The 20,031-nt window shown below is 62.1% G+C and carries 18 protein-coding genes and 2 pseudogenes; 12 read left to right on the forward strand and 8 right to left on the reverse strand.

The window, feature by feature from the left end; genetic code table 11:
- Nucleotides 1-71: 71 nt before the first annotated feature.
- From BM70_RS0127040 to BM70_RS0127050, 3 genes are all read right to left on the reverse strand, one after another.
- Nucleotides 72-1,055, reverse strand: a complete 984-nt coding sequence (locus tag BM70_RS0127040) for a hypothetical protein (protein ID WP_025858922.1) — start codon at nucleotides 1,053-1,055, stop codon at nucleotides 72-74.
- Nucleotides 1,056-1,925, reverse strand: a complete 870-nt coding sequence (locus BM70_RS0127045) for a neutral zinc metallopeptidase (RefSeq protein ID WP_025858923.1) — start codon at nucleotides 1,923-1,925, stop codon at nucleotides 1,056-1,058.
- A gap of 155 nt (nucleotides 1,926-2,080) precedes the next feature.
- Complete coding sequence (locus BM70_RS0127050; protein WP_025858924.1) at nucleotides 2,081-2,497, reverse strand: membrane lipoprotein lipid attachment site-containing protein; 417 nt, start codon at nucleotides 2,495-2,497, stop codon at nucleotides 2,081-2,083.
- A gap of 178 nt (nucleotides 2,498-2,675) precedes the next feature.
- Between BM70_RS0127050 and BM70_RS0127055 the strand changes: the two genes are divergently transcribed.
- Nucleotides 2,676-3,554, forward strand: coding sequence for a DMT family transporter (locus tag BM70_RS0127055; RefSeq protein ID WP_025858925.1), 879 nt, complete (start codon nucleotides 2,676-2,678; stop codon nucleotides 3,552-3,554).
- A 1-nt stretch (nucleotide 3,555) separates the two neighbouring features.
- On the opposite strand, the pseudogene BM70_RS32785 reads toward BM70_RS0127055, so the two are convergent.
- Nucleotides 3,556-3,959: pseudogene (locus BM70_RS32785) on the reverse strand (hypothetical protein); the annotation flags it as partial.
- Nucleotides 3,960-4,084: 125 nt separating this feature from the next.
- Here BM70_RS32785 and BM70_RS0127070 point away from each other — a divergent pair.
- A complete protein-coding gene (locus tag BM70_RS0127070; protein ID WP_043274393.1) occupies nucleotides 4,085-4,726 on the forward strand; it encodes a TetR/AcrR family transcriptional regulator in 642 nt (213 codons plus the stop codon).
- Between the two features lie 133 nt (nucleotides 4,727-4,859).
- On the opposite strand, the pseudogene BM70_RS31610 reads toward BM70_RS0127070, so the two are convergent.
- Together BM70_RS31610 and aroQ are read right to left on the reverse strand one after the other, a co-directional pair.
- Nucleotides 4,860-5,570 (reverse strand): annotated as a pseudogene (locus tag BM70_RS31610) (shikimate dehydrogenase).
- A complete protein-coding gene (aroQ, locus tag BM70_RS0127080) occupies nucleotides 5,567-6,016 on the reverse strand; it encodes a type II 3-dehydroquinate dehydratase (protein WP_025858928.1) in 450 nt (149 codons plus the stop codon). Before aroQ ends, BM70_RS31610 begins: the two are co-directional and overlap by 4 nt.
- Before the next feature lie 204 nt (nucleotides 6,017-6,220).
- Between aroQ and BM70_RS0127085 the strand changes: the two genes are divergently transcribed.
- The 9 genes from BM70_RS0127085 (at nucleotide 6,221) to BM70_RS0127130 (ending at nucleotide 16,963) form a co-directional block, all read left to right on the forward strand.
- Nucleotides 6,221-6,742 (forward strand): RNA polymerase sigma factor, encoded by a 522-nt coding sequence (locus tag BM70_RS0127085; protein WP_025858929.1) that lies wholly within the window; start codon nucleotides 6,221-6,223, stop codon nucleotides 6,740-6,742.
- A gap of 63 nt (nucleotides 6,743-6,805) precedes the next feature.
- Entirely contained in the window at nucleotides 6,806-7,804 is a 999-nt protein-coding gene (locus BM70_RS0127090; RefSeq protein WP_025858930.1) for a FecR family protein, read from the forward strand.
- Nucleotides 7,805-8,037: 233 nt separating this feature from the next.
- The gene (locus BM70_RS0127100) at nucleotides 8,038-10,695 is read left to right on the forward strand and encodes a TonB-dependent receptor (RefSeq protein ID WP_025858931.1); all 2,658 of its coding nucleotides are present in this window, start codon (nucleotides 8,038-8,040) and stop codon (nucleotides 10,693-10,695) included.
- An 81-nt stretch (nucleotides 10,696-10,776) separates the two neighbouring features.
- Entirely contained in the window at nucleotides 10,777-11,397 is a 621-nt protein-coding gene (locus BM70_RS0127105) for a heme acquisition protein HasA (protein ID WP_025858932.1), read from the forward strand.
- Between the two features lie 164 nt (nucleotides 11,398-11,561).
- Nucleotides 11,562-13,298, forward strand: a complete 1,737-nt coding sequence (locus tag BM70_RS0127110; protein WP_025858933.1) for a type I secretion system permease/ATPase — start codon at nucleotides 11,562-11,564, stop codon at nucleotides 13,296-13,298.
- Nucleotides 13,295-14,620, forward strand: a complete 1,326-nt coding sequence (locus BM70_RS0127115; RefSeq protein ID WP_025858934.1) for an HlyD family type I secretion periplasmic adaptor subunit — start codon at nucleotides 13,295-13,297, stop codon at nucleotides 14,618-14,620. The genes BM70_RS0127110 and BM70_RS0127115 overlap by 4 nt, the downstream gene beginning before the upstream one ends.
- Nucleotides 14,617-15,933 (forward strand): TolC family outer membrane protein, encoded by a 1,317-nt coding sequence (locus BM70_RS0127120; RefSeq protein WP_025858935.1) that lies wholly within the window; start codon nucleotides 14,617-14,619, stop codon nucleotides 15,931-15,933. Before BM70_RS0127115 ends, BM70_RS0127120 begins: the two co-directional genes overlap by 4 nt.
- Nucleotides 15,934-16,067: 134 nt before the next feature.
- Nucleotides 16,068-16,496: a DUF4160 domain-containing protein gene (locus BM70_RS0127125; protein ID WP_025858936.1), complete on the forward strand. Its 429-nt coding sequence runs from the start codon at nucleotides 16,068-16,070 to the stop codon at nucleotides 16,494-16,496.
- Nucleotides 16,493-16,963 carry a DUF2442 domain-containing protein gene (locus BM70_RS0127130; protein WP_025858937.1) on the forward strand — a complete coding sequence of 157 codons (471 nt, stop codon included), beginning with the start codon at nucleotides 16,493-16,495 and terminating at the stop codon, nucleotides 16,961-16,963. The genes BM70_RS0127125 and BM70_RS0127130 overlap by 4 nt, the downstream gene beginning before the upstream one ends.
- Here BM70_RS0127130 and trmA read toward each other — a convergent pair.
- Together trmA and BM70_RS0127140 are read right to left on the reverse strand one after the other, a co-directional pair.
- A complete protein-coding gene (trmA, locus tag BM70_RS0127135; RefSeq protein ID WP_025858938.1) occupies nucleotides 16,946-18,025 on the reverse strand; it encodes a tRNA (uridine(54)-C5)-methyltransferase TrmA in 1,080 nt (359 codons plus the stop codon). The genes BM70_RS0127130 and trmA overlap by 18 nt on opposite strands.
- Nucleotides 18,022-19,317 carry an NCS2 family permease gene (locus BM70_RS0127140; protein WP_025858939.1) on the reverse strand — a complete coding sequence of 432 codons (1,296 nt, stop codon included), beginning with the start codon at nucleotides 19,315-19,317 and terminating at the stop codon, nucleotides 18,022-18,024. The genes trmA and BM70_RS0127140 overlap by 4 nt, the downstream gene beginning before the upstream one ends.
- A gap of 173 nt (nucleotides 19,318-19,490) precedes the next feature.
- Here BM70_RS0127140 and BM70_RS0127145 point away from each other — a divergent pair, with 173 nt between their 5' ends.
- A complete protein-coding gene (locus BM70_RS0127145) occupies nucleotides 19,491-19,937 on the forward strand; it encodes a DUF4879 domain-containing protein (protein WP_025858940.1) in 447 nt (148 codons plus the stop codon).
- The last annotated feature ends 94 nt before the right edge of the window (nucleotides 19,938-20,031 follow it).

Here is a 20,031-nt window from a genome sequence, read left to right on the forward strand (position 1 = left end):
GGCGCCCTTTAGGTCAGTGCATGACTCGAGGGCCTCATCGCCGGCAAGCCGGCTCCTACAGGAATGTGGGGTTATTGGAAGAGTACTTTCTGCCCTTCCGGTGACGTGAATATTCCATCGCCGTTATGCCCAACCCCCGGTACTTCCACCAGCTTATGGCTCAACTGCGGATGCCGCTGCTTGAGGTAGTCGAAATAGTTGTGCCCACGAATCAGGCGATACGCGCCCTGGGTTTCGGCGGCGCAGCTTTTATCCAGCGCCGGGTGGTTGGGGTCGGTGTCTTGCTGGCCCAGCAGGTAGGTGATGTTGCGGGACACGTAGGCCTGCTCAAGCTGCTCGGCGCTCTGACCCTTGGCGTAGGCCGGCAGGTTTTGCATGCCGTACTTCCAGTCGTTGAAGCCGGGGCAACTGGCGGTGTCGAATTTCACCGGGCGCTGCGGGGTGAAGTAGGCGTAGGACGACGGGTTGGCCACCACGTAACGCAAGCTGATGCCTTCGGTTTGCAGGGTCGGGTGATCGTGGCCGGTGAGGGCGAAACGCTGCACCACTTGGCCGCCGCCAGAGTGGCCGGCGACCACGATTTCCTGCAGTGCCGGGAACAGCTTGCGGTTGCCCAAGTGCTTGATGATCTGGTCGAGGGCGCCGTAGGAGCTGACCTGGCCGGGGCCGACGGAGGGCTCGCCGGCCATCCAGTCATTGCCATTCCAGCGCAGTACCTGGTTGTCCAGGTGGTTGCGCTTCACGTCGGATTCATTCAGAAACTGCGGCGCAATCACCAGCGTGTTGGCGGCCTGGCCTGCGTGCTCGGCGGCGTCTTCCCCGCTTTGCAGGTAGGTCTGCGCATTGCGCAGGCGGCCATGCACGATGATCAGCGCGCGGGTGACCTGTGGCAGCGGCTGGCGCCAGTCCTGGCTCAAGCCCAGGCTTAAGTCGCCGGCCTCCAGGTGAAAACGATCGGGACTGACCACCTTGACGCCATGTGCTTTCTCGGCGGCCCAGGTGGAGGAGGAACAGGTAATCAACAAGCCCAACAGCAATCCCAATGGTTTATTCATCTAAAGACTCTTGGCGGTAAAAGTGTCGCATTGAGTGATCTGGCCCTGGGCGAAGCCGGTCTTGAACCAGCGAACCCGCTGTGCCGAGGTGCCGTGGGTAAACGAGTCCGGCACGACACGCCCTTGACCCTGTTGCTGCAAGCGGTCATCGCCAATGGCGTTGGCCGCATTCAGTGCTTCTTCAATGTCGCCGGGCTCCAGCCAGTTCAGGCGCTTTTGCGCACGGTTGGCCCACACGCCGGCGAAACAGTCGGCTTGCAGTTCCTGGCGCACCAGCAGGCCGCCATCGCCTTGCATCTGCCGGCCCTGCTGGCGCGCGGCCTGGAGCTTCGACGAGATACCGAGCAGCGTCTGCACGTGGTGCCCGATTTCATGGGCAATCACATACGCCTGGGCAAAATCGCCGGCGGCCTGGAAGCGTTGCGACATTTCCCGGAAGAAATCCAGGTCCAGGTACACCTGCTGGTCCGCCGGGCAATAAAACGGGCCACTGGCCGAGGTGGCGCCCCCGCAGGCCGAGTTCACCCGGCCGCGGAACAGAATCAGTTTCGGGTTCTTGTAGACCAACCCGTTTTCCTTGAACACCTGGCCCCAGGTGTCTTCGGTATCGCCCAGTACGGCGCGGACAAAATCAGCTTGCTCATCGTTGGCCGCAGGCGCCTGGCGCGACTGCGTGCTCACCGACGGCGCCTGTTCCATCTGGCCGGTCAGTTGGCCGAGGATCTGCAACGGGTCCTGGCCGGTCAGCCAGCCGATGCCGACGATCAGCACGATGGCCGTGAGGCTCAGGCCCTTGCCGCCCCCACCGCCTCCACTGTCATCGCGGGCATCCACCACGTTGTCGCTGCGTCGGCCTTTTTTCCATAGCATGGGGCAATCCTCTCGATGAACTCTGGAACAGTGTTGTTGGTGCGTAGGAATGGCGCCAGCCCGGCTGTCCGACAGGTTCGAGAGCTGCGTAGTATCGCTGCTCTCGGCCGGTCCCGGCAGGGGCGCCAGATGAAACTTGTGTCAGCAAAACCGCTTCAGTCGCGGCAGTAACCTTCGCCGGTATCCACCACCAGGCAATCCTTTTTATCCGCCAGCCATTTCAGTCCGGTAGCTGCACCGTCGCCGGCACGCAGCAGTTGCGGGCCATCCGGACGGGCGAAGGCGATGCCGTCCTCCGCCGCTTCACCCTTGAAGGTGCCCGACTCATCGGCGTCGAGGCCATACTGCATGGTGAGGATGTAGTGACCACGGCCGATGCTGTCGTCCTTGGCGATGGTCAGGTTGAGGCCTTCGACGCCGATCCATTTGCCGACCCATTTGTCGGTGGGCGGGGTTTGCGGCACCAGGGTGGCCTGCACGGAAGGCGGCGCGGGCTTGGGCGCGTCCTTGGACTCCTGATTGCAGGCAGTGAGCAGGGCAAGGGCAGAAAGAACAAACAGTGTTTTCTTCATAGCGGCAGGGCCTTGGTTAAAAAGTGTACAGCGCAGGGGCTAAGGTGCAGCGTTGGACTCGAATCCGGTGATTTAGTGCGCTGTTCGCACGGTGTTTGGTTATGCTCTTGGGGCAGCGTCCGGCCCGGCTGCTAGATTACCGGGTTGAGTCCTACCGCGCGCCACGCAAGAGAATTCAATGACTGTCAGTACCCCGCTTTCCGGCGTCAACCACCCTTTCAAGGGCATCCTGCTGATTGTGGTGGCGACGTTTCTGTTTTCCAGCCATGACGCCTTGTCCAAATACCTGGCGGGGTTCTACCCGATCGTGATGGTGGTATGGGCCCGTTACCTGGTACACACCTTGTTGATGGCCGGCATTTTCCTGCCGCAATCGGGCCTGCGGGTGCTGCGCAGCAAGCGGCCGGGGATGCAAGTGGTGCGGGCGCTTTGCTTGTTGGGCACCAGCCTGTTTTTCACCGCGGCGCTGCATTACATCCCGCTGGCGGAAGCCACGGCGGTGAACTTCCTGGCGCCGATCCTGGTGACGGCGCTCTCGGTGCCGCTGCTCGGCGAGCACGTGACGCGTGGCCAATGGCTGGCGGTGATCTGCGGATTTGTCGGCGTGCTGGTCATCATCCATCCCGGCGGCGAACTGTTCACCCCGGCGGTGTTGCTGCCGCTGTGTTCGGCGCTGTTCTTCTGCTTCTACCAACTGCTGACGCGTATCCTCAGCCAGTACGACACGCCCACCACCAGCAACTTCTTCGCCGGGCTGTGCAATACCTTGGTGATGAGTGCGATGGTGCCGTTCTTCTGGCAGGTCCCGACGCTGTGGCATGGCGTGTTGATGCTGGCCTTGGGCACGTGCGGGATGACCGCGCACTTGATGCTGACCCAGGCGTTCCGCTTCGCGGCGCCGGCCTTGCTGGCGCCGTTCGGCTATTGCCAGATCGTGTTCGCGGGGTTGTTGGGCTGGCTGGTGTTCAACCACACCCCGGACCTGACCACGGTGGTCGGCATCGGGGTGATCTGCATGAGCGGGCTGGCCGCTGCCTGGCAGCAGCGGCGCAGATAGCCTAGACGTCTACGGTCGGGATCTTGCGCGGGGCCATGAAGTACATCCAGGTCAGCGCAATGAAATACATCGCCGGGATCAAGGTGAACAACACGGTGTAGTTGTTGTTGGTCACCGTCAGGATGTGGCCGACGATCTGGGTCATGAACATGCCGCCGATGGCCGCGCACATGCCGCCGAAACCGAACACAGAATCCCCCCACCCACGCTGCCGAAGTCGGCGGTCAGGTAAATGATGATCAGCGGGATGCCCATTTGGGTCACGTTGATGCCCAGGTTGTATTGCTGGTTCAGGAACGGCGGCAGCCAATACAGGTAGAACCAGAACACCGGCGCGGTCAGCGAGTAGGCAAGGGCGAAGGCCCAGGTGCCGCGCATGCGCAGGATGCGACTGAACGGTACGCGGGGTTGGCCAAGTCCCGCAGCGCTGCGGTACGCCAGGCGCGGCTATAACGGCCGGGCAGGTGCTTCCTTCGGGAAGCATCGCGGCCCATAATCGGTGCCTGCATAACACTGGCCGTGAGCGCACCATGACCTCCGAGGCACCCCGCAAGAGTCGTAAGAACAATCCGGAAAAGACCCGCGAAAACATACTGCAAGAAGCCATTGTCGAGTTTGTCCAGCAGGGCCTTTCCGGCGCTCGCGTGGACGCCATCGCCGAGCGTATCCACACCTCCAAACGCATGATCTATTACTACTTCGGTAGCAAGGAGCAGTTGTACGTCGAGGTGCTGGAGAAGCTTTACGGCGACATCCGCAATACCGAAACGCGCATGAACCTCACGGCGCTGGAACCGCGTGAAGCGATCCGCCGGCTGGTGGAATTCACCTTTGACCACCACGACCAGAACGTGGATTTCGTGCGCATCGTCAGCATCGAGAATATTCACAACGCCGAATACGTGAAGCGCTCGGACTCGATCAAGGCGATGAACAGCAACATCCTGGAAGCGCTGGGTGCGACGTTGCGCCGTGGCGCGGAAATGGGAGTGTTCAGGGAAGGCCTGGAGCCACTGGACGTGCACCTGCTGATCAACTCGTTCAGTTTTTACCGCGTGTCCAACCGCCACACGTTCAGTGAGATCTTTCAGATCGAACTGTCGGACGAGGCGATCAAGCAGCGGCATCGCGAGATGATTTGCGATTCGGTTATGCGTTACTTGCAGGCCTGAGTACTCAGGGCGGAGTGCAATCCCTGTGGGAGCGGGCTTGCTCGCGAATACGGTGTTTCAGTCACGAATCAGTTGGCTGACCCACCGCATTCGCGAGCAAGCTCGCTCCCACATTTGGATTCGGTTTCTACTGTCAGATATTCATGCTTTGGAAGTGCGCCAGCATCCGGCATCTCCCCACTGAACAACTCAAACGCCTTGACCGCCTGAAACACCGCCATGTTGCCGCCATCCAGCGTACGGCAACCCAAGGCACGGGCATCCCGCAGCAATTCGGTTTCCAGTGGGAAATACACAATCTCCGCCACCCACAGGTCTGCCCTTAAAAAGGCGGCGGGCACTGGTGTGCCGGGCAGCTTGACCATGCCCATCGGCGTGGTGTTCACCAAACCATCGGCCTTGGCCATCGCGTTTTCCAGGTGGTCGCCAACCTGGGCCCGACCGGCGCCCATCTGCACCACGCGCTGGCGGGCGACATCATTCAAATTGCGGCGAAAGCCTTCGGCGAACCCCAGGCAATCGGTGTTGTGGCCAATGCGTTTGCCGTCCTTGAGAACCACCGTGTTGACCGCGCCAATGCTGCGGGCCTCGTCGGACAATTCATCGAGCAACGGCAGGATTGCCTGCTTGCACGGGTAGGTGATGTTCAGCCCGGTGAAGTGCATGAGTTCGGCGGCGTGCAGCAGGTCGGGCAGGGCGTGATGTCCAGGTGCAGGGGTTCAAGGTCGATCAGGCGGTACAGGTAGCGCAGGCCTTGGGCATCACCTTCCTGTTCATGCAGGACAGGTGTGCGGGAGGCCTGGATACCGGCGCCGATCAGGCCGGCAAGAATGGGTGGTTTCATCGGGATGAGCCTTTGAGCAACTGGCTGAAGTGCGCCAGGGCCAGGTGGTAGCCATGGCTGCCGAACCCGGCGAGCACCGCCTTGGCGATGGGCGATACAAAGGAGTGATGACGAAACTCTTCGCGGGCATGCACGTTGGAAAGGTGCACTTCGATCACCGGCACTTCACTGGCCACCAGCGCATCGCGAATCGCCACCGAGGTGTGGGTCCAGGCCGCCGGGTTGATCACGATGCCGGCGCAACGGGCGCGAGCGCCGTGGATCCAGTCGAGCAATTCGCCTTCGTGGTTGGTCTGGCGAAATTCGATTTTCAAGCCGAGTTGTTCGGCGCTGCGACCACACAGGGCGGCGACATCGGCCAGGGTTTCATGGCCGTAGGTGGCGGGCTCACGGGTGCCGAGCAGGTTGAGGTTGGGGCCGTTGAGCACCAGCACGATGGGCGGCATAGGGGATCTCCACAGTTCTTGTCAGTTGTGCGGATAAAATGTACTGGTTGGTTAATTTGGTCAATTGATGGCGGCGGATGTGTTCGATTACCGAACTGTTATTCGGGCCTGTGTCAGCTGGAATCAGATTAGATATCAATTGAAAATCATTCTCGACAACGCTTAAGATGCCCGCCTGTTTCCTTAACATTCCAGGGAGTCGGTTTGTCGGACGTGGATCTCAAGGGCCTGTTTCTCAAGCATGCCGATACCCTGCGCGGGTATCTGGCGCGCAAGGTGCGGGACCCGCAGTTGGCCGCAGACCTGGTGCAGGAGAGTTTCCTGCGCTTGGCGGAAAAACCGGCCGGCGAGCGCATCGACAACTCCCAGGGCTATCTCTATCGAACGGCGAGCAATCTGCTGATCGACCATATTCGCCAGGAAGCGCGGCGCAAGACAGACTCCGTGCCCCACGAGGCGCTGGCCGAGATTGAAGATGAAGTGGCCGGGTTGGAGGCTCAGGCAATGGCGCAGCAACAGCGACAGGCATTGAAGCAGGCACTGGCGGAGTTGCCGGAGCGCACCCAGCAGATTTTCCGTCTCAACCGCATCGAAGGCATGACCCACGCCCAGGTCGCCCGGCACCTGGACATCTCTGACAGCTCCGTACAAAAGCACCTGGCCAAGGCGTTGGCCTACGTGATGCAGCGCATGCAGGACGACGAGGTGGCACCATCCGACGAATGAATTACCGAAAAACGCCAGGTCAGTCGTCACAGCGTTACATAACGAAAAATTCGAGATTCACACGTGAATAGCCAGGGTCCGCAACAGCACAGCATTACCGAGGCGGCCGCCGAGTGGGCGGTGCGCTTGCACGCCGGTGCCCTGACCGATCAGGAGCAGGCCGAACTGCAGCATTGGATCGCCTGCGACAGCCGCCATGAAGCGGCATTGCGCTTTGCCGAACAGACATGGGCGGCATTGGGCGACGTCTACAAGGAGGAACCGGTGCACCGTCAGCGCCCGCCAGCGACGACGATACCCGTGCGCCGCACGCAGCGGCGACGGCCATGGCAACGCGCGGCCGCCGTCGCACTGGTCGTGGTGGTGGCCGGTGTGGGCTGGGTGCGCGGGCCGGAGATCCTGCTGCGCATGCAAGCCGACTACATCACCCAGAAGGGCGAGGTGCGCACCGTGCACCTGGCCGATGGCAGCAAGGTGGAGCTGGATTCCGGCAGTGCCATCCGCCTGGATTACGACGGTGTGCAACGACGCATCAGCTTGCTGCAGGGCTCGGCGATCTTTGATGTGGCGCCGATGGTAGGCGAGGAAACCCGGCCATTCGTGGTGCAGAGCGCCGGCGGGCAGACCCGGGCGCTGGGCACGCGGTTTGTGGTGGAGCGCGAGGGCGATAGCCAGGCGTGGGTCGGTGTGCTGGAGCACAGTGTCGAGGTGTCCCTGCAAGCCATCCCGAAAAAGGGCCACGCCGACCGGGTGGTCAAGGAAGGCCTGGCGGCACGCTACAACCTCCAGGAAGGCATCGTGCCCCTGGAGCAGCTCGATGTGGAACGCGCCACCAGTTGGCGACGCGGCGTGCTGATCTTCGATCGCCAGCCCTTGGCCAAAGTCATCGAGCAACTCAACCGCTACCGCCCCGGGCGCGTGGTGCTGACCGACTCGGCGCTGGGCGATCGCGAAGTCAGTGGCGTGTTCCGGCTCGACATGCTCGACACCGCCCTTGGCACCCTCACCCAGGAACTGCAAGTGCAACGCCTGGACCTGGCAGGCCTCAGCCTGATCTATTGATCCCTCCCTGCTGCAGGAGCGAGCTTGCTCGCGAAAATCGTCAACGATAACGCGTGCATTCAGGATAAACGCGGCGCCCACGCGTTCTTCGCGAGCAAGCTCGCGCCTCCAGGGTTGTTTGCCTTCAGAAAAAAACTTTCAAAAAAGACTTACTGACTTCCTGCGCGTCGCACGTCTTGCTAGGTGAGAAGCATTCGCATAAACAAAACCGCTTAGCGCAGGGAACAACAGAAATGTCAGCACTCAACAAGGGGCGTATCACCGCCAGCCGGTTAGCCCTGGCCATCCACTTGGGCCTGTTCGCCGCAGTGGCACCAGTGTTCGCCGCGCAGCCTCAGGTGAATGCTGCCCAGTCCGCCGTGCTGATGCTTGATATCCCTGCGCAGTCCCTGGGCAGTGCCGTACTGGCGTTCGCCGACCAGGCCGGCCTGCAAGTGCTGTTCGACAGCCAGCGCCTGGAAGGTTTGCAGAGCACGGCGGTCAAGGGGCAGTTCGGCGTGCAGGAAGGCTTGGCGCGTTTGTTGGGGAATACGCCGGTGGAGTATCGCTTCAACGGTGAGCGGCAGGTCACCCTGACCCGCGTTGAGCAGAGTGGCGCCGCCCTGGCATTGGCCACCACCACGATCACTGGCCGGCAGCCCAACGATTGGGTGTATTCAACACCTCACTCGGTGAGTGTGGTCGGGCGTGAACAACTGGATCGCAACCCGCCGCGCCATGCCGCTGAAATGCTCGAGGAGGCGCCGGGCGTCTACTCGGCCGTCAGCCAGCAAGACCCCGGCCTGTCGGTGAATATCCGCGGTATCCAGGACTATGGCCGGGTCAACATGTCGGTGGACGGCATGCGCCAGAACTATCAGCAAAGTGGTCACCAGCAACGTAACGGCACGCTGTATGTCGACTCGGAATTGCTCTCTGAGGTGGTGATCGAAAAGGGCGCCACCTCCACGATGGGCGGGGCGGGGGTGATCGGCGGGGTGGCCAATTTTCGCACCGTCGAGGCCGCCCACCTGCTCAAGGACGGCAAGGAAATCGGCGGACGCATCCGCTTGACCACAGGGCTGGGCGGGCGCAGCAACGGCACGCATTTCATCGGCAGCTCGGCGTTTGCCGTGGGGACCGATGTATGGGACATGCTGGTGGCTGCCAGTGAGCGTCACCTCGGCGATTACAACCCTGGCACCAAAGGCAGCATCGGCGATCTGCGCACCGGCACGTCCTTCCTGCCGAACAGTCAGGACCGGATCAAGAACACCACCGTCGCCTACTCGGGGTCGGTAATGCGCTCCCGCCTGCTCAAGCTCGGTATCAACCTGCCGGTGGACCAGCGTTTGCAACTGAGCTACCTGACGACCGAAGTCGGCTACGACGATGTGAATATGATGACCGCCGAAAAAGCCCAGTTATGGGAAAAGCTCGGCAGCAGCGATGTCACGGCGCAGAACTTCGCGCTGGACTACAGCTACACGCCGGACAATCCGCTGATCGATTTCAAGGCCAAGCTCTACTACGTCGATACCCGCAACGACCAGACCACCCTGACCCGTGGCAGCAGCAAGGGTTACGAGGTCACCTACCAGACCAATACCTATGGTTTCCAGGCCCAGAACATCTCGACCTTTGCCCTGGGCGAGCTGTCCGTGCTCAAGGCCAACTATGGGCTGGAGTTCTTCTACGACAAGGTCCGGCCGGACTCGAACCAGATGGTGGAGGCAGGCTCGGCGGTGGCGGCCTCGGCGGCGGAAAGCATCACCCCCGAGGGTGATCGGGCACTGGGCAGCCTGTTCGCGCGCCTGGATTACGACTACGACGATTGGCTGAACCTCAATGCCGGGTTGCGTTACGACCGCTATCGGCTGCGCGGCGAAACCGGCTTGAACACGCGGACCTTCATCATCGGCACCACCCGGCAGGTCGGCTTGCCCATGACCTACGACGTGGACCGGGAAGAGGGGCATTTCTCGCCGACCTTCGGCCTGTCGATCAAGCCTGGCGTGGACTGGTTGCAACTCTTCGCCACGTACGGCAAGGGCTGGCGCCCGCCGGCAGTCACCGAAAGCCTGGTCAGCGGTCGGCCCCATGGCGGGGGCTCGGAGTCGATTTTCCCCAACCCGTTTTTGAAGCCGGAAACGTCCACCGCCTGGGAGGTCGGCTTCAATGTGTTGAAGGAAGATCTGTTGTTCGCCGAAGACCGCGTGGGCATGAAGGTGTCCTACTTCAACACCCGCGTGGACGACTTCTCCTATATGGCCCTGGGCGTGCAGCCGCCCGGTTATGGCATCGCCAATATCGGCAATGCGGCTTATGTGAACAACCTGGAGACCACGCGCTTTCGCGGCCTGGAGTACCAGCTGGATTACGACGCCGGGTTTGCCTATGGCCAGTTCAATTACACACGCATGCTCGGCAGCAACAAGTTCTGCAGCAAGACCGCGTGGCTGGGCGGTGTCACCAAGATCCAGAAAGGGCCGGGCAGCCGTGCGCCTGTAGACGCGATGGTGCCGGACGCCGCGGCCAATGCGGCGCAGAGCTGCAGTGCGATCCTGGGCTCCTCCGAACACATGCCGATGGACCGCGGCACCGCGACCCTGGGCGCACGCTTCTTCGAGCGCAGATTGGATCTGGGGGTTCGCGCCCGCTACAGCGGCGGCTACTACGTAAAGGGTGGCGTCGGCGTGACCACTTCGCAAACCGGCGTTTATCCGGCCGACTGGAAGCCCTACACCGTCTACGACCTCTACAGCAGCTACCGCGCCACCGACCAACTGACCCTGCGCCTGGCCATGGAAAACGTCACCGACCGCGCCTACCTGGTGCCGCTGGGCGACGTGCTGGCCTTCACCCTGGGGCGTGGGCGCACGTTGCAGGGCACCGTTGAATATCAGTTCTGACCGATTTTGCCCAGTGACGGGCAAAACCACAGCAGGCACTGGCTTGCTGTGGAGATACCACCCCATGACTTGGAGTTTTGCATGAGCATTTCTATTTCATACAGCACGACCTACGCCGCTAACACCGTTGCCGAGTACCTGAGCGACTGGTCGGCTTACTTTGGTGACCTGAACCACCGTGAAGGTTCGGTCAAAGAGGGTTCGAACACCGGTGGTTTCAATCCTGGCCCGTTCGACGGCACCCAATATGGTGTGTCGAGCACGGTCAGCAACGCGGCGGTGGTCGCTAACGGTGACCTGCATTACACCTTGTTCAATCCGCCGTCGCACACCTTGTGGGGTTCGATCGACTCCCTGAACCTGGGCACGATCCTGTCGGGCGGCGCCGGCAGCGGTGGCTACACCCTCACCGAGCAGGAAGTCAGCTTTACCAACCTGGGCCTGTCGAGCCTGCAGTCCGAAGGCCGTGACGGCCAGGTGCACAAAATCGTGTACGGCCTGATGAGCGGTGACAGCTCGGCCTTGGCCTCGGCGATCGATTCCCTGCTCAAGGACATCGACCCAAGCCTGTCGGTCAACTCGACGTTCGATCAACTGGCCGCTGCCGGTGTGGCGCATCTGGACTCGGCTTCGGTCGCCGCCTCCGAGGTGGCCCTGGTGGGCGTGCAAGACGTGCCTCAGGACTTCGCCCTGGCCGCCTGATGCCATGAAAAAAGCGAATGGAAGATCGCTCTCCCATTCGCCGCATTACACCGCCGTCGCCAAGCCTTCTAACTCTTCAGCGACGGCGGTGCCGAATTCTGCGCAGCGTCGTATGGCCTGTCAACGCAGCGACGCTGCTCGCTCAACCCTTTGAGAATCCCCAGATGCGCCACGCCGGCAACGAAACCCTGGCCGCCCTTGCGGCCTATAAAAGTGGCTTCTTCAACATCGGCCTGTTCTCGGCGGTGATCAACCTGCTGATGCTCGCCCCCGCGCTGTACATGCTGCAGGTGTACGACCGGGTGCTGGCCTCCGGCAATCAGATGACCCTGTTGATGCTGACGCTGATGATCCTCGGCCTGTTCGGCCTGATGGGCGCGTTGGAGTGGGTGCGCAGCCAGGTGGTGATCCGCCTCGGCACGCAGATGGACATGCGCTTGAACCAACGGGTGTACGACGCCGCGTTCGAAGCGCAACTCAAGGGTGGCACCCAGGCAGCGGGCCAGGCGCTGCATGACCTGACCACCTTGCGCCAGTTCGCCACCGGCCAGGCGTTGTTCGCGTTCTTCGATGCACCATGGTTTCCGGTGTACCTGTTGGTGATTTTCCTGTTCCACCCGTGGCTCGGCCTGTTGGCCTTGGGTGGGGCGGTGTTGTTGATCGTGCTGGCGTGGGTCAACCATCACGTCAGCCAGGCACCGATGGCCCTGGCCAGTCAGCTGTCCATCAGCGCCAGCCAGCAGGCCACCGCCAACCTGCGCAATGCCGACACCATCGAAGCCATGGGCATGCTTGCCACGTTGCGCGCGCGCTGGTTCAACCAGCACCAGGCGTTCCTGGCGCAGCAGAACCTGGCCAGTGAGAAGACGGCGACGGTCACCGCCTGGTCCAAGGGCGTGCGCCTGGCGTTGCAGTCTTTGGTGCTGGGCCTGGGCGCATTGCTGGCGGTGCAGGGCGATATCACGCCGGGGATGATGATTGCCGGTTCGATCCTAATGGGTCGCGTGCTCAGCCCGATCGATCAGTTGATTGGCGTGTGGAAACAGTGGGGCTCGGCGCGCCTGGCGTACGAACGCTTGTCGCGAATGCTGGAGGCCAACCCGGCGCGCCCCGTGCGCATGAGCCTGCCGGAGCCCAAAGGCCAACTCACCGTCGAGCAAATCAGCGCCTGCGCTCCCGGCAGCCGTCGACCGGCGTTGGCCAATCTGGGCTTCAACCTCGCCGCGGGCGAAGTCCTGGGCGTGATCGGGCCGTCGGGCTGCGGCAAGTCCACCCTGGCGCGAATCCTGGTGGGCGCCTGGGCGCCCTTGGCCGGCAAGGTGCGCCTGGACGGTGCCGACCTGGCCCAGTGGGACAAGCAGCAGTTGGGGCCGCACATCGGCTACCTGCCGCAAGACATTCAGTTGTTCGCCGGCAGCATCGCGGAGAACATCGCGCGCTTTGCTGAAGTCGATGCCGACAAGGTCCTCGCTGCCGCACAAATGGCCGGCGTGCATGAACTGATCCTGCAACTGCCCCAGGGCTATGACACGCAACTGGGCGAGGGCGGCGCAGGGTTGTCCGGCGGCCAGAAGCAACGTGTTGCGCTGGCCCGTGCGCTGTACGGCCTGCCTGCGCTGATCGTGCTGGATGAACCCAACGCCCACCTCGATGAAGTGGGCGAGCAGGCCCTGCTGCAGGCCATCGCCCAGCTCAAGCAGCAGCGCCGCACCGTGATCCTGATCACCCATAAACCCAACGTACTGACCCTGACTGACCAGTTGCTGATCCTCAAGGAGGGCCAGTTGCAGGCCTTTGGCCCCACGGCGCGGGTGTTGGAAGCGCGGCAGAAACCTGCGGCGCCCAAACCGGTATCGACCATGAGCATGAGCTACCGCCTCGGCGAGGGAAAACAGGCATGAACCAGAGCAAACCTGTGTTGATCAGCGATGCCCCGAACAATGTGCTGGCGCTGGATGACAAAAAGTACTCGCGCCTGGGCTGGCTGTTGGTACTTGGCGGTTTTGCCGGGTTCCTCGGCTGGGCGGCCTTGGCGCCGTTGGACAAGGGCGTGGCGGTGCCGGGCAAGGTCATGGTCTCGGGCCATCGCAAGACCGTGCAGCACCCGGCCGGTGGCATCGTGGAGCGTATCGACGTGCGCGACGGTGATGTGGTCAGCGCCGGCCAGGTCCTGCTGCGCTTGAAGGAAACCCCGTTGCGCGGGCAGATGCAGTCCCTGCGCAGCCAGTACCTGGCATCCCTGGCCAGCGAAGCGCGTTTAAGTGCCGAAAGCGAAGGGCTGGCGGCGATCACCTTCGACCCGGAACTGCTCAACGATCCTGAGGCGACCGGCACGCTGAGCCTGCAACGGCAACTGTTCCATAGCCGTGCCCAGGCACTGGCCACCGAGCAACAAGGCCTGCGCGAAACCATCGCCGGCGCCGAGGCGCAGTTGCGCGGCACGCGGGATTCGCAGGCGAGCAAAGTCCAGCAACGGGCCGCGTTGAATGAGCAGCTGCAAGGCCTGCGCGAGTTGGCGCGTGACGGTTACATCCCGCGCAACCGCCTGCTCGACAGCGAGCGCCTGTATTCCCAGATCGACGGCGCCATCGCCGAGGACTACGGCCGCATCGGCCAGTTGCAGCGCCAGGTGATGGAACTGCGCCTGCGCATCCGCCAACTTGGCGAAGACTTCCAGAAAGACCTGCGCGGCCAGTTGGCCGAGACCCGCACCCGCAGCGACGACTTGCGCAATCGCCTGGCCTCGGCCGAGTTCGAGTTGGCCAACAGCCGGGTCACGGCGCCGGCATCCGGCGTGGTGGTGGGGCTGGACGTGTACACCGAGGGCGGAGTGATCCAGCCCGGCCAGGCATTGATGGATATCGTGCCCCAAGGCGAACCCCTGCTGGTGGAGGCGCGCGTGCCGGTGCAGATGGTCGACAAAGTGCATCCGGGCCTGCCGGTGGAGTTGATGTTCTCGGCGTTCAACCAGTCCACCACGCCACGGGTGGCCGGCGAAGTGACGCTGGTCTCGGCGGACCGCCAAGTCGATGAGCGCAGCGGCGAGCCGTATTACACGCTGCGCGCCCAAGTCAGCGCAGCCAGCATGCAGCAACTCGACGGGGTGCAGATCCGTCCGGGCATGCCAGTGGAAACTTTCGTCAAGACCGGCGAGCGCTCGATGCTCAACTACCTGTTCAAACCCCTGATGGATCGCACCCACATGGCGCTGGTGGAAGAATGAAGGCGTTGTTGTTTACCCTGTGTTTCGGTTGTACCTCGGTGGCACACGCCTTGGGTTTGCTGGATGCCTACGACTTGGCCCTGCGTAACGACCCGACGTTTCAGGCGGCCATCCAGGAGCGTGAGGCCGGTGACGAAAATCGTGTGATCGGGCGTGCGGGATTATTGCCGAACGTGTCGTGGAGCTATAACAACTCGCGCAACGAGTCCGAAGTGACGGCGGGTGACGTCACCAGCAACCGTGACTACCGCAGCTACGCATCGACCCTGACCCTGCAGCAACCGCTGCTGGATTACGAAGCCTACGCGCGTTTTCGCCAGGGCACCGCCCAGGCCTTGATGGCCGACGAGCGCTTTCGCGGCAAGAGCCAGGAGCTGGCGGTGCGGCTGCTTAACGCTTACAGCCAGGCCTTGCTGGCGCAAGAACGTATCGAGCTGAGTCGCGCACAGAAACGTGCGTATGCCGAGCGCCTGCAACTCAATGATCGCCTGCTCAAGGGCGGTGAAGGCACACGCACCGATGTGCTGGAAACCCAGGCGCGCCTGAGCCTGGCCCAGGCCGAAGAGATCGAGTCCCAGGATGCCCAGGACAGCGCCTTGCGTGAGTTGGAAGCCATCGTCGGCCAACCGTTGCAGATCGAAGAACTGGCACCGCTGACGCGCCAATTCGACATCCCACCGCTGGAGCCCAACCGTTTCGAAACCTGGCGCGAAATGGCCATGGCCAATAACCCGGAGCTTAAATCCCAGCACCACGCTTTGGACGTGGCCTCCTATGAAGTGAAGCGCAAGCGCGCGGGTCACCTGCCCAAGGTCAGCCTGTACGCCACCAGCCGCCAGACCCACTCCGACTCGGAAAGCAGCTACAACCAGAAGTACGACACCAACAGTGTCGGCATCCAGGTCAGCCTGCCGCTGTTTGCCGGCGGCGGCGTGTCGGCCTCCACTCGCCAGGCGGCGAATCAGTTGTCCCAGGCCCAGTACGAGCTGGACGCGCAAACCTCCGCCACGCTGGTGGAGTTGCGCAAGCAGTTCAACCTCAACACCAGCGGCGCAGCCAAAGTGCGTGCCTATGAAATGGCCGTCAGCTCTGCCACTGCGTTGGTCGCTGCAACGAAAAAGAGTGTGGCCGGCGGTGAGCGGGTCAACCTCGACGTGCTCGACGCAGAACAACAACTCTTCACCGCCCGCCGCGATTTGGCGAATGCGCGGCATGCGTATCTGTTGGCGAGGATTCAGCTGAAGTATTACGCGGGGTTGCTGAGCGAGCAGGACTTGCGGGCCTTGGCGGGGTATTTCCAGCCTTCGGCATGAGTGGTTACAACCCGGCATTCGCCGGGTTTTTTGTGCTTACTAATCTGTGAATCAGCTTCGGGAAATGGAGCCGGTTGTCGGGTGACAGGGGAAAATTGTTACCAGGCGGAAAATAACCTAACGGATGGGTTACGATGAGAGTAGGCACTTACAAAGGATATGTGATTTCGGTGTTTATCAGGGATGAGCATTGCCCGCCCCATGTGCATGTGTGGGGGAACGAATGGGATGCGCGTTTTCGTTTCAGCTTTCTGCATGGGGAAGTGGAGTTGTGGGACGTAGAGCCTGAGCGACGGCAACCACCCATGGCGGTTTTGAAAGAAATACGCGGGGCGATCATGCAGCGGCACTACCTGGCGCGGGCACGCAGGATCTGGTGGGAATACCTGCAGACGGTCTGCCTGGAAAATCACTCCTGGGATTGGGAGGCGCGCGAGGTGTTGCCTGGGCTCATCATTCAGCCGGGTGTTTATGTGATCGCGCGCGCCCGGCACGATGTTGTGGGGCAGAAAACAATTTTGAACCTGGTCAGGGCGCCGGGTTTTGTGGAGATTGAACTATGAAGCAAATCGTAAAAGCCAAAGTTGTACCCTATAAACCGCTCACTGAGGCCGACGTCGAAAAGGCGATAGCCCGAGGGCGCAAGACACGGCACCTTTATGCCCGCGCCAGTTCTGTGCGTTATGAAGACAACTGCATTTCCATCGGCTTCAGCGACGGCAGTCGCGTTGTACTGCCGGTGGCTGGCCTGCCCGAGTTCGCGGGGTTTTCCTTGGAGGACTTTGCGCAACTGGAAGTCGGCTTTGGCGGCAAGGCGCTGTGCTGTGAGGCCCAAGACCTGGATGTTTCGATCACGGGCCTGATTGCCACAAGCAAACCCCTGATGGACTTGGCTACCAGCCTGGTTGCCTCGCGCAACGGTCGCAAAAGCAGCGCCGCCAAAGCCGCCGCCGCTCGCGTCAATGGCAAGAAGGGCGGGCGGCCGCGCAAGAAGAAACCGGAGGACACTGAGTTACCGCCGGGTCAATAACACCCCGGATTCCATGTGGTGCGTCCACGGGAACTGGTCAAACATTGCACACTGGGTAATGCGGTGCGTGTCATGCAGTTGCGCAATGTTCGCCGCCAGCGTTTCCGGGTTGCAGGAGATGTACAGGATGTTGTCGAAGCGGCGGGTCAGTTCGCAGGTGTCCGGGTCCATGCCGGCGCGCGGCGGGTCGACGAATACGCTGCCGAATTCGTAGCGCTTCAAATCGATGCCGTGCAGGCGGCGGAACGGGCGCACTTCGTTCAATGCTTCGGTGAGTTCTTCGGCGGAGAGGCGCACCAGGGTGACGTTAGCGACCGCGTTTTCATCGAGGTTGCTCAGGGCGGCATTCACCGAGGTCTTGCTGATTTCGGTCGCCAGCACGTTACGCACGCGCGTTGCCAAAGGCAGGGTGAAGTTGCCATTGCCGCAGTACAGCTCGAGCAAGTCATCCGGGCGATCGCCCAGTGCCTCGTATGCCCAGTTGAGCATCTTCTGGTTCACCGTGCCGTTGGGCTGGGTGAAAGCGCCTTCGGGTTGGCGGTAGCTGAAGGTGCGACCGCCGACGTCGAGTTTTTCCACCACGTAGTCATGGCCGATCACATCGCGCTTGCCCTTGGAGCGGCCGATGATGCTGACATTCAAGTCGGCCGCCAGCTGGTTTGCAGCGGCGTGCCAGTGCTCGTCCAGTGGGCGGTGATAGCACAGGGTGATCATCGCGTCGCCGGCCAGGGTGGTGAGGAATTCCACCTGGAACAGCTTGTGGCTCAGGGCGGCGCTGGCTTGCCAGGCGGCCTTGAGCTGCGGCATCAATTGGTTGATGCGTTGGCTGGCGATGGGGAACTCTTCGATCAGGATCGGCGTGCGCTTGTCGTCCTGGGAGAACATCGCGTAGTGGCGCTCACCGCCTTCGCGCCACAGGCGGAACTCCGCGCGCAGGCGAAAATGCTGCAGCGGCGAGTCGAAGACCTGCGGTTCTGGCGCGTCGAACGGGGCCAGCAGGTCACGCAAGCGCGTGACCTTGTCTTGCAGTTGAGCGGTGTAGCGTGCGGCGTCAAAAGTCATGCGTTGAACCAGCCCAGCTTGATCACGAACAGAATCGACAGAATCACCAGCGCCGGGTTCAGCTCACGGTAGCGGCCCGAAAGCAGCTTGATGGCGGTCCAGGCGATGAAACCGAAGGCGATGCCGTTGGCGATGGAGTAAGTGAAGGGCATCGCCAGGGCGGTGATCACCACCGGCGCTGCAACCGTAATGTCGTCCCAGTCGATTTCGGCCAGGCCCGACGTCATCAGCACGGCGACGAACAGCAGTGCCGGTGCGGTGGCAAAGGCTGGAACGCTGGCGGCCAGTGGCGAGAAGAACAGCGCCAGCAGGAACAGGATCGCGACCACGATGGCAGTCAAACCGGTACGGCCACCGGCGCTCACGCCCGCAGCGGATTCGATGTAGCTGGTGGTGGTCGAGGTGCCCAGCAGGGAACCGGCCATGGCCGCGGTACTGTCGGCGATCAGTGCACGGCCCATTTTCGGCATGTGGCCGTCCTTGCCCATCAGGCCGGCACGCTTGGCGACGCCGATCAGGGTGCCGGAGTTGTCGAACAGGTCGACGAACAGGAAGGCGAAGATCACGCTGACCAGGCCGATATCCAGTGCGCCTTTGATATCCAGCTGCAGGAAGGTCGGGGCCAGGGACGGTGGCATCGAGGTCACGCCGCCGAACGGGGTGAAGCCCAGGGCAATGGAGACGATGGTCACGGCGAGGATACCGATCAGCACCGCACCGCGCACGGCCAGCGCTTCCAGCGCGACAATCAGCGCGAACCCGAGGGTGGCCAGGATCGGCGCAGGTTGTTTCAGGTCGCCCAGGCCCACCATGGTGGCCGGGTTGCTGACCACGATCCCGGCGTTATGCAGGGCGATCAGCGCCAGGAACAGACCGATACCCGCAGCGATCGCCGAGCGCAAGGGCAGGGGAATGCTGTTGATGATCCATTCACGGATGCGGAAGATCGACAGCAGGAAGAACAGCACCGCCGAGATAAACACCGCGCCCAGCGCCACCTGCCAGGTATGGCCCATGTGCAGAACCACGGTGTAGGTAAAGAAGGCGTTGAGGCCCATGCCCGGCGCAAGTGCGATCGGGTAGTTGGCGATCAGGCCCATCACGGTCGAACCGATGGCGGCCGCCAGGCAGGTCGCGACGAACACCGCGCCCTTGTCCATGCCGGTCTCGCCGAGGATGCTCGGGTTCACGAACAGAATGTAGGCCATGGCCAGGAATGTCGTGATGCCCGCGAGGATCTCGGTGCGCACGTTGGTGTTGTGTGCCTTGAGTTGAAACAGCTTTTCCAGCATGCCTGCTCCCTGTGACGCTCTGTGGCGTCGTGATTTGTTGACCTCTAAGTCAAAGCACAAACTGCGCCAAGCGCCTGTGGTTTCAGAGAGGATCGGAAAAAGCGGCGCATCATACCAGCAGCCGAGGCCTTGAGGCATACTGCGCCGACGTTTAAACGAAGGTCATCTGCAACATGAAAAACGCCAGCCCGTGGAGTCTAGCCCTGATCCCTTGTATCAGCCTGTTGCTTGGCGTAGCACCGGCCTGGGGCGCGACTGCACCGCCGTTGAGCGAAGTGCGCGTGTTCAAGGTTGAGTCGGCGAAGTGCACGGAAACCATCCCCGAGCGCGCGACGGGCACTCAGATGTGCACGCACCGGGGCCCCACCAAGGTGTCGGTGATGGAAGTGGGCCTGGGGAATAACCCGGTCGGCCTCTTCAATGGCGCGGTGTTGAATGGCCAGCGCACGGCGGTGTGCCAGGTCGGCAACGTAAGTGAAGCCTGCAGTGGCGCCGGCACCTTGATGGGCTACATCTATGTGTTTGACCTGAATGTCGAGGCCCAGGGCTGGTTCCAATACAGCAACTCGTCCATCAACCCGCCGCGCAACACCTTGTCGACCCAGCTCAATATCCGCTGATCAATCACCTTGAACGCTCAATACCCCGGGAAGTCGTACCCCTGAGACGGCGACTTTCCTGAACGCCGCGGAAGTACACCAACCCGTGAGGTGT

Source organism: Pseudomonas sp. CHM02, assembly GCF_000612585.1.
Taxonomy (GTDB): domain Bacteria; phylum Pseudomonadota; class Gammaproteobacteria; order Pseudomonadales; family Pseudomonadaceae; genus Aquipseudomonas.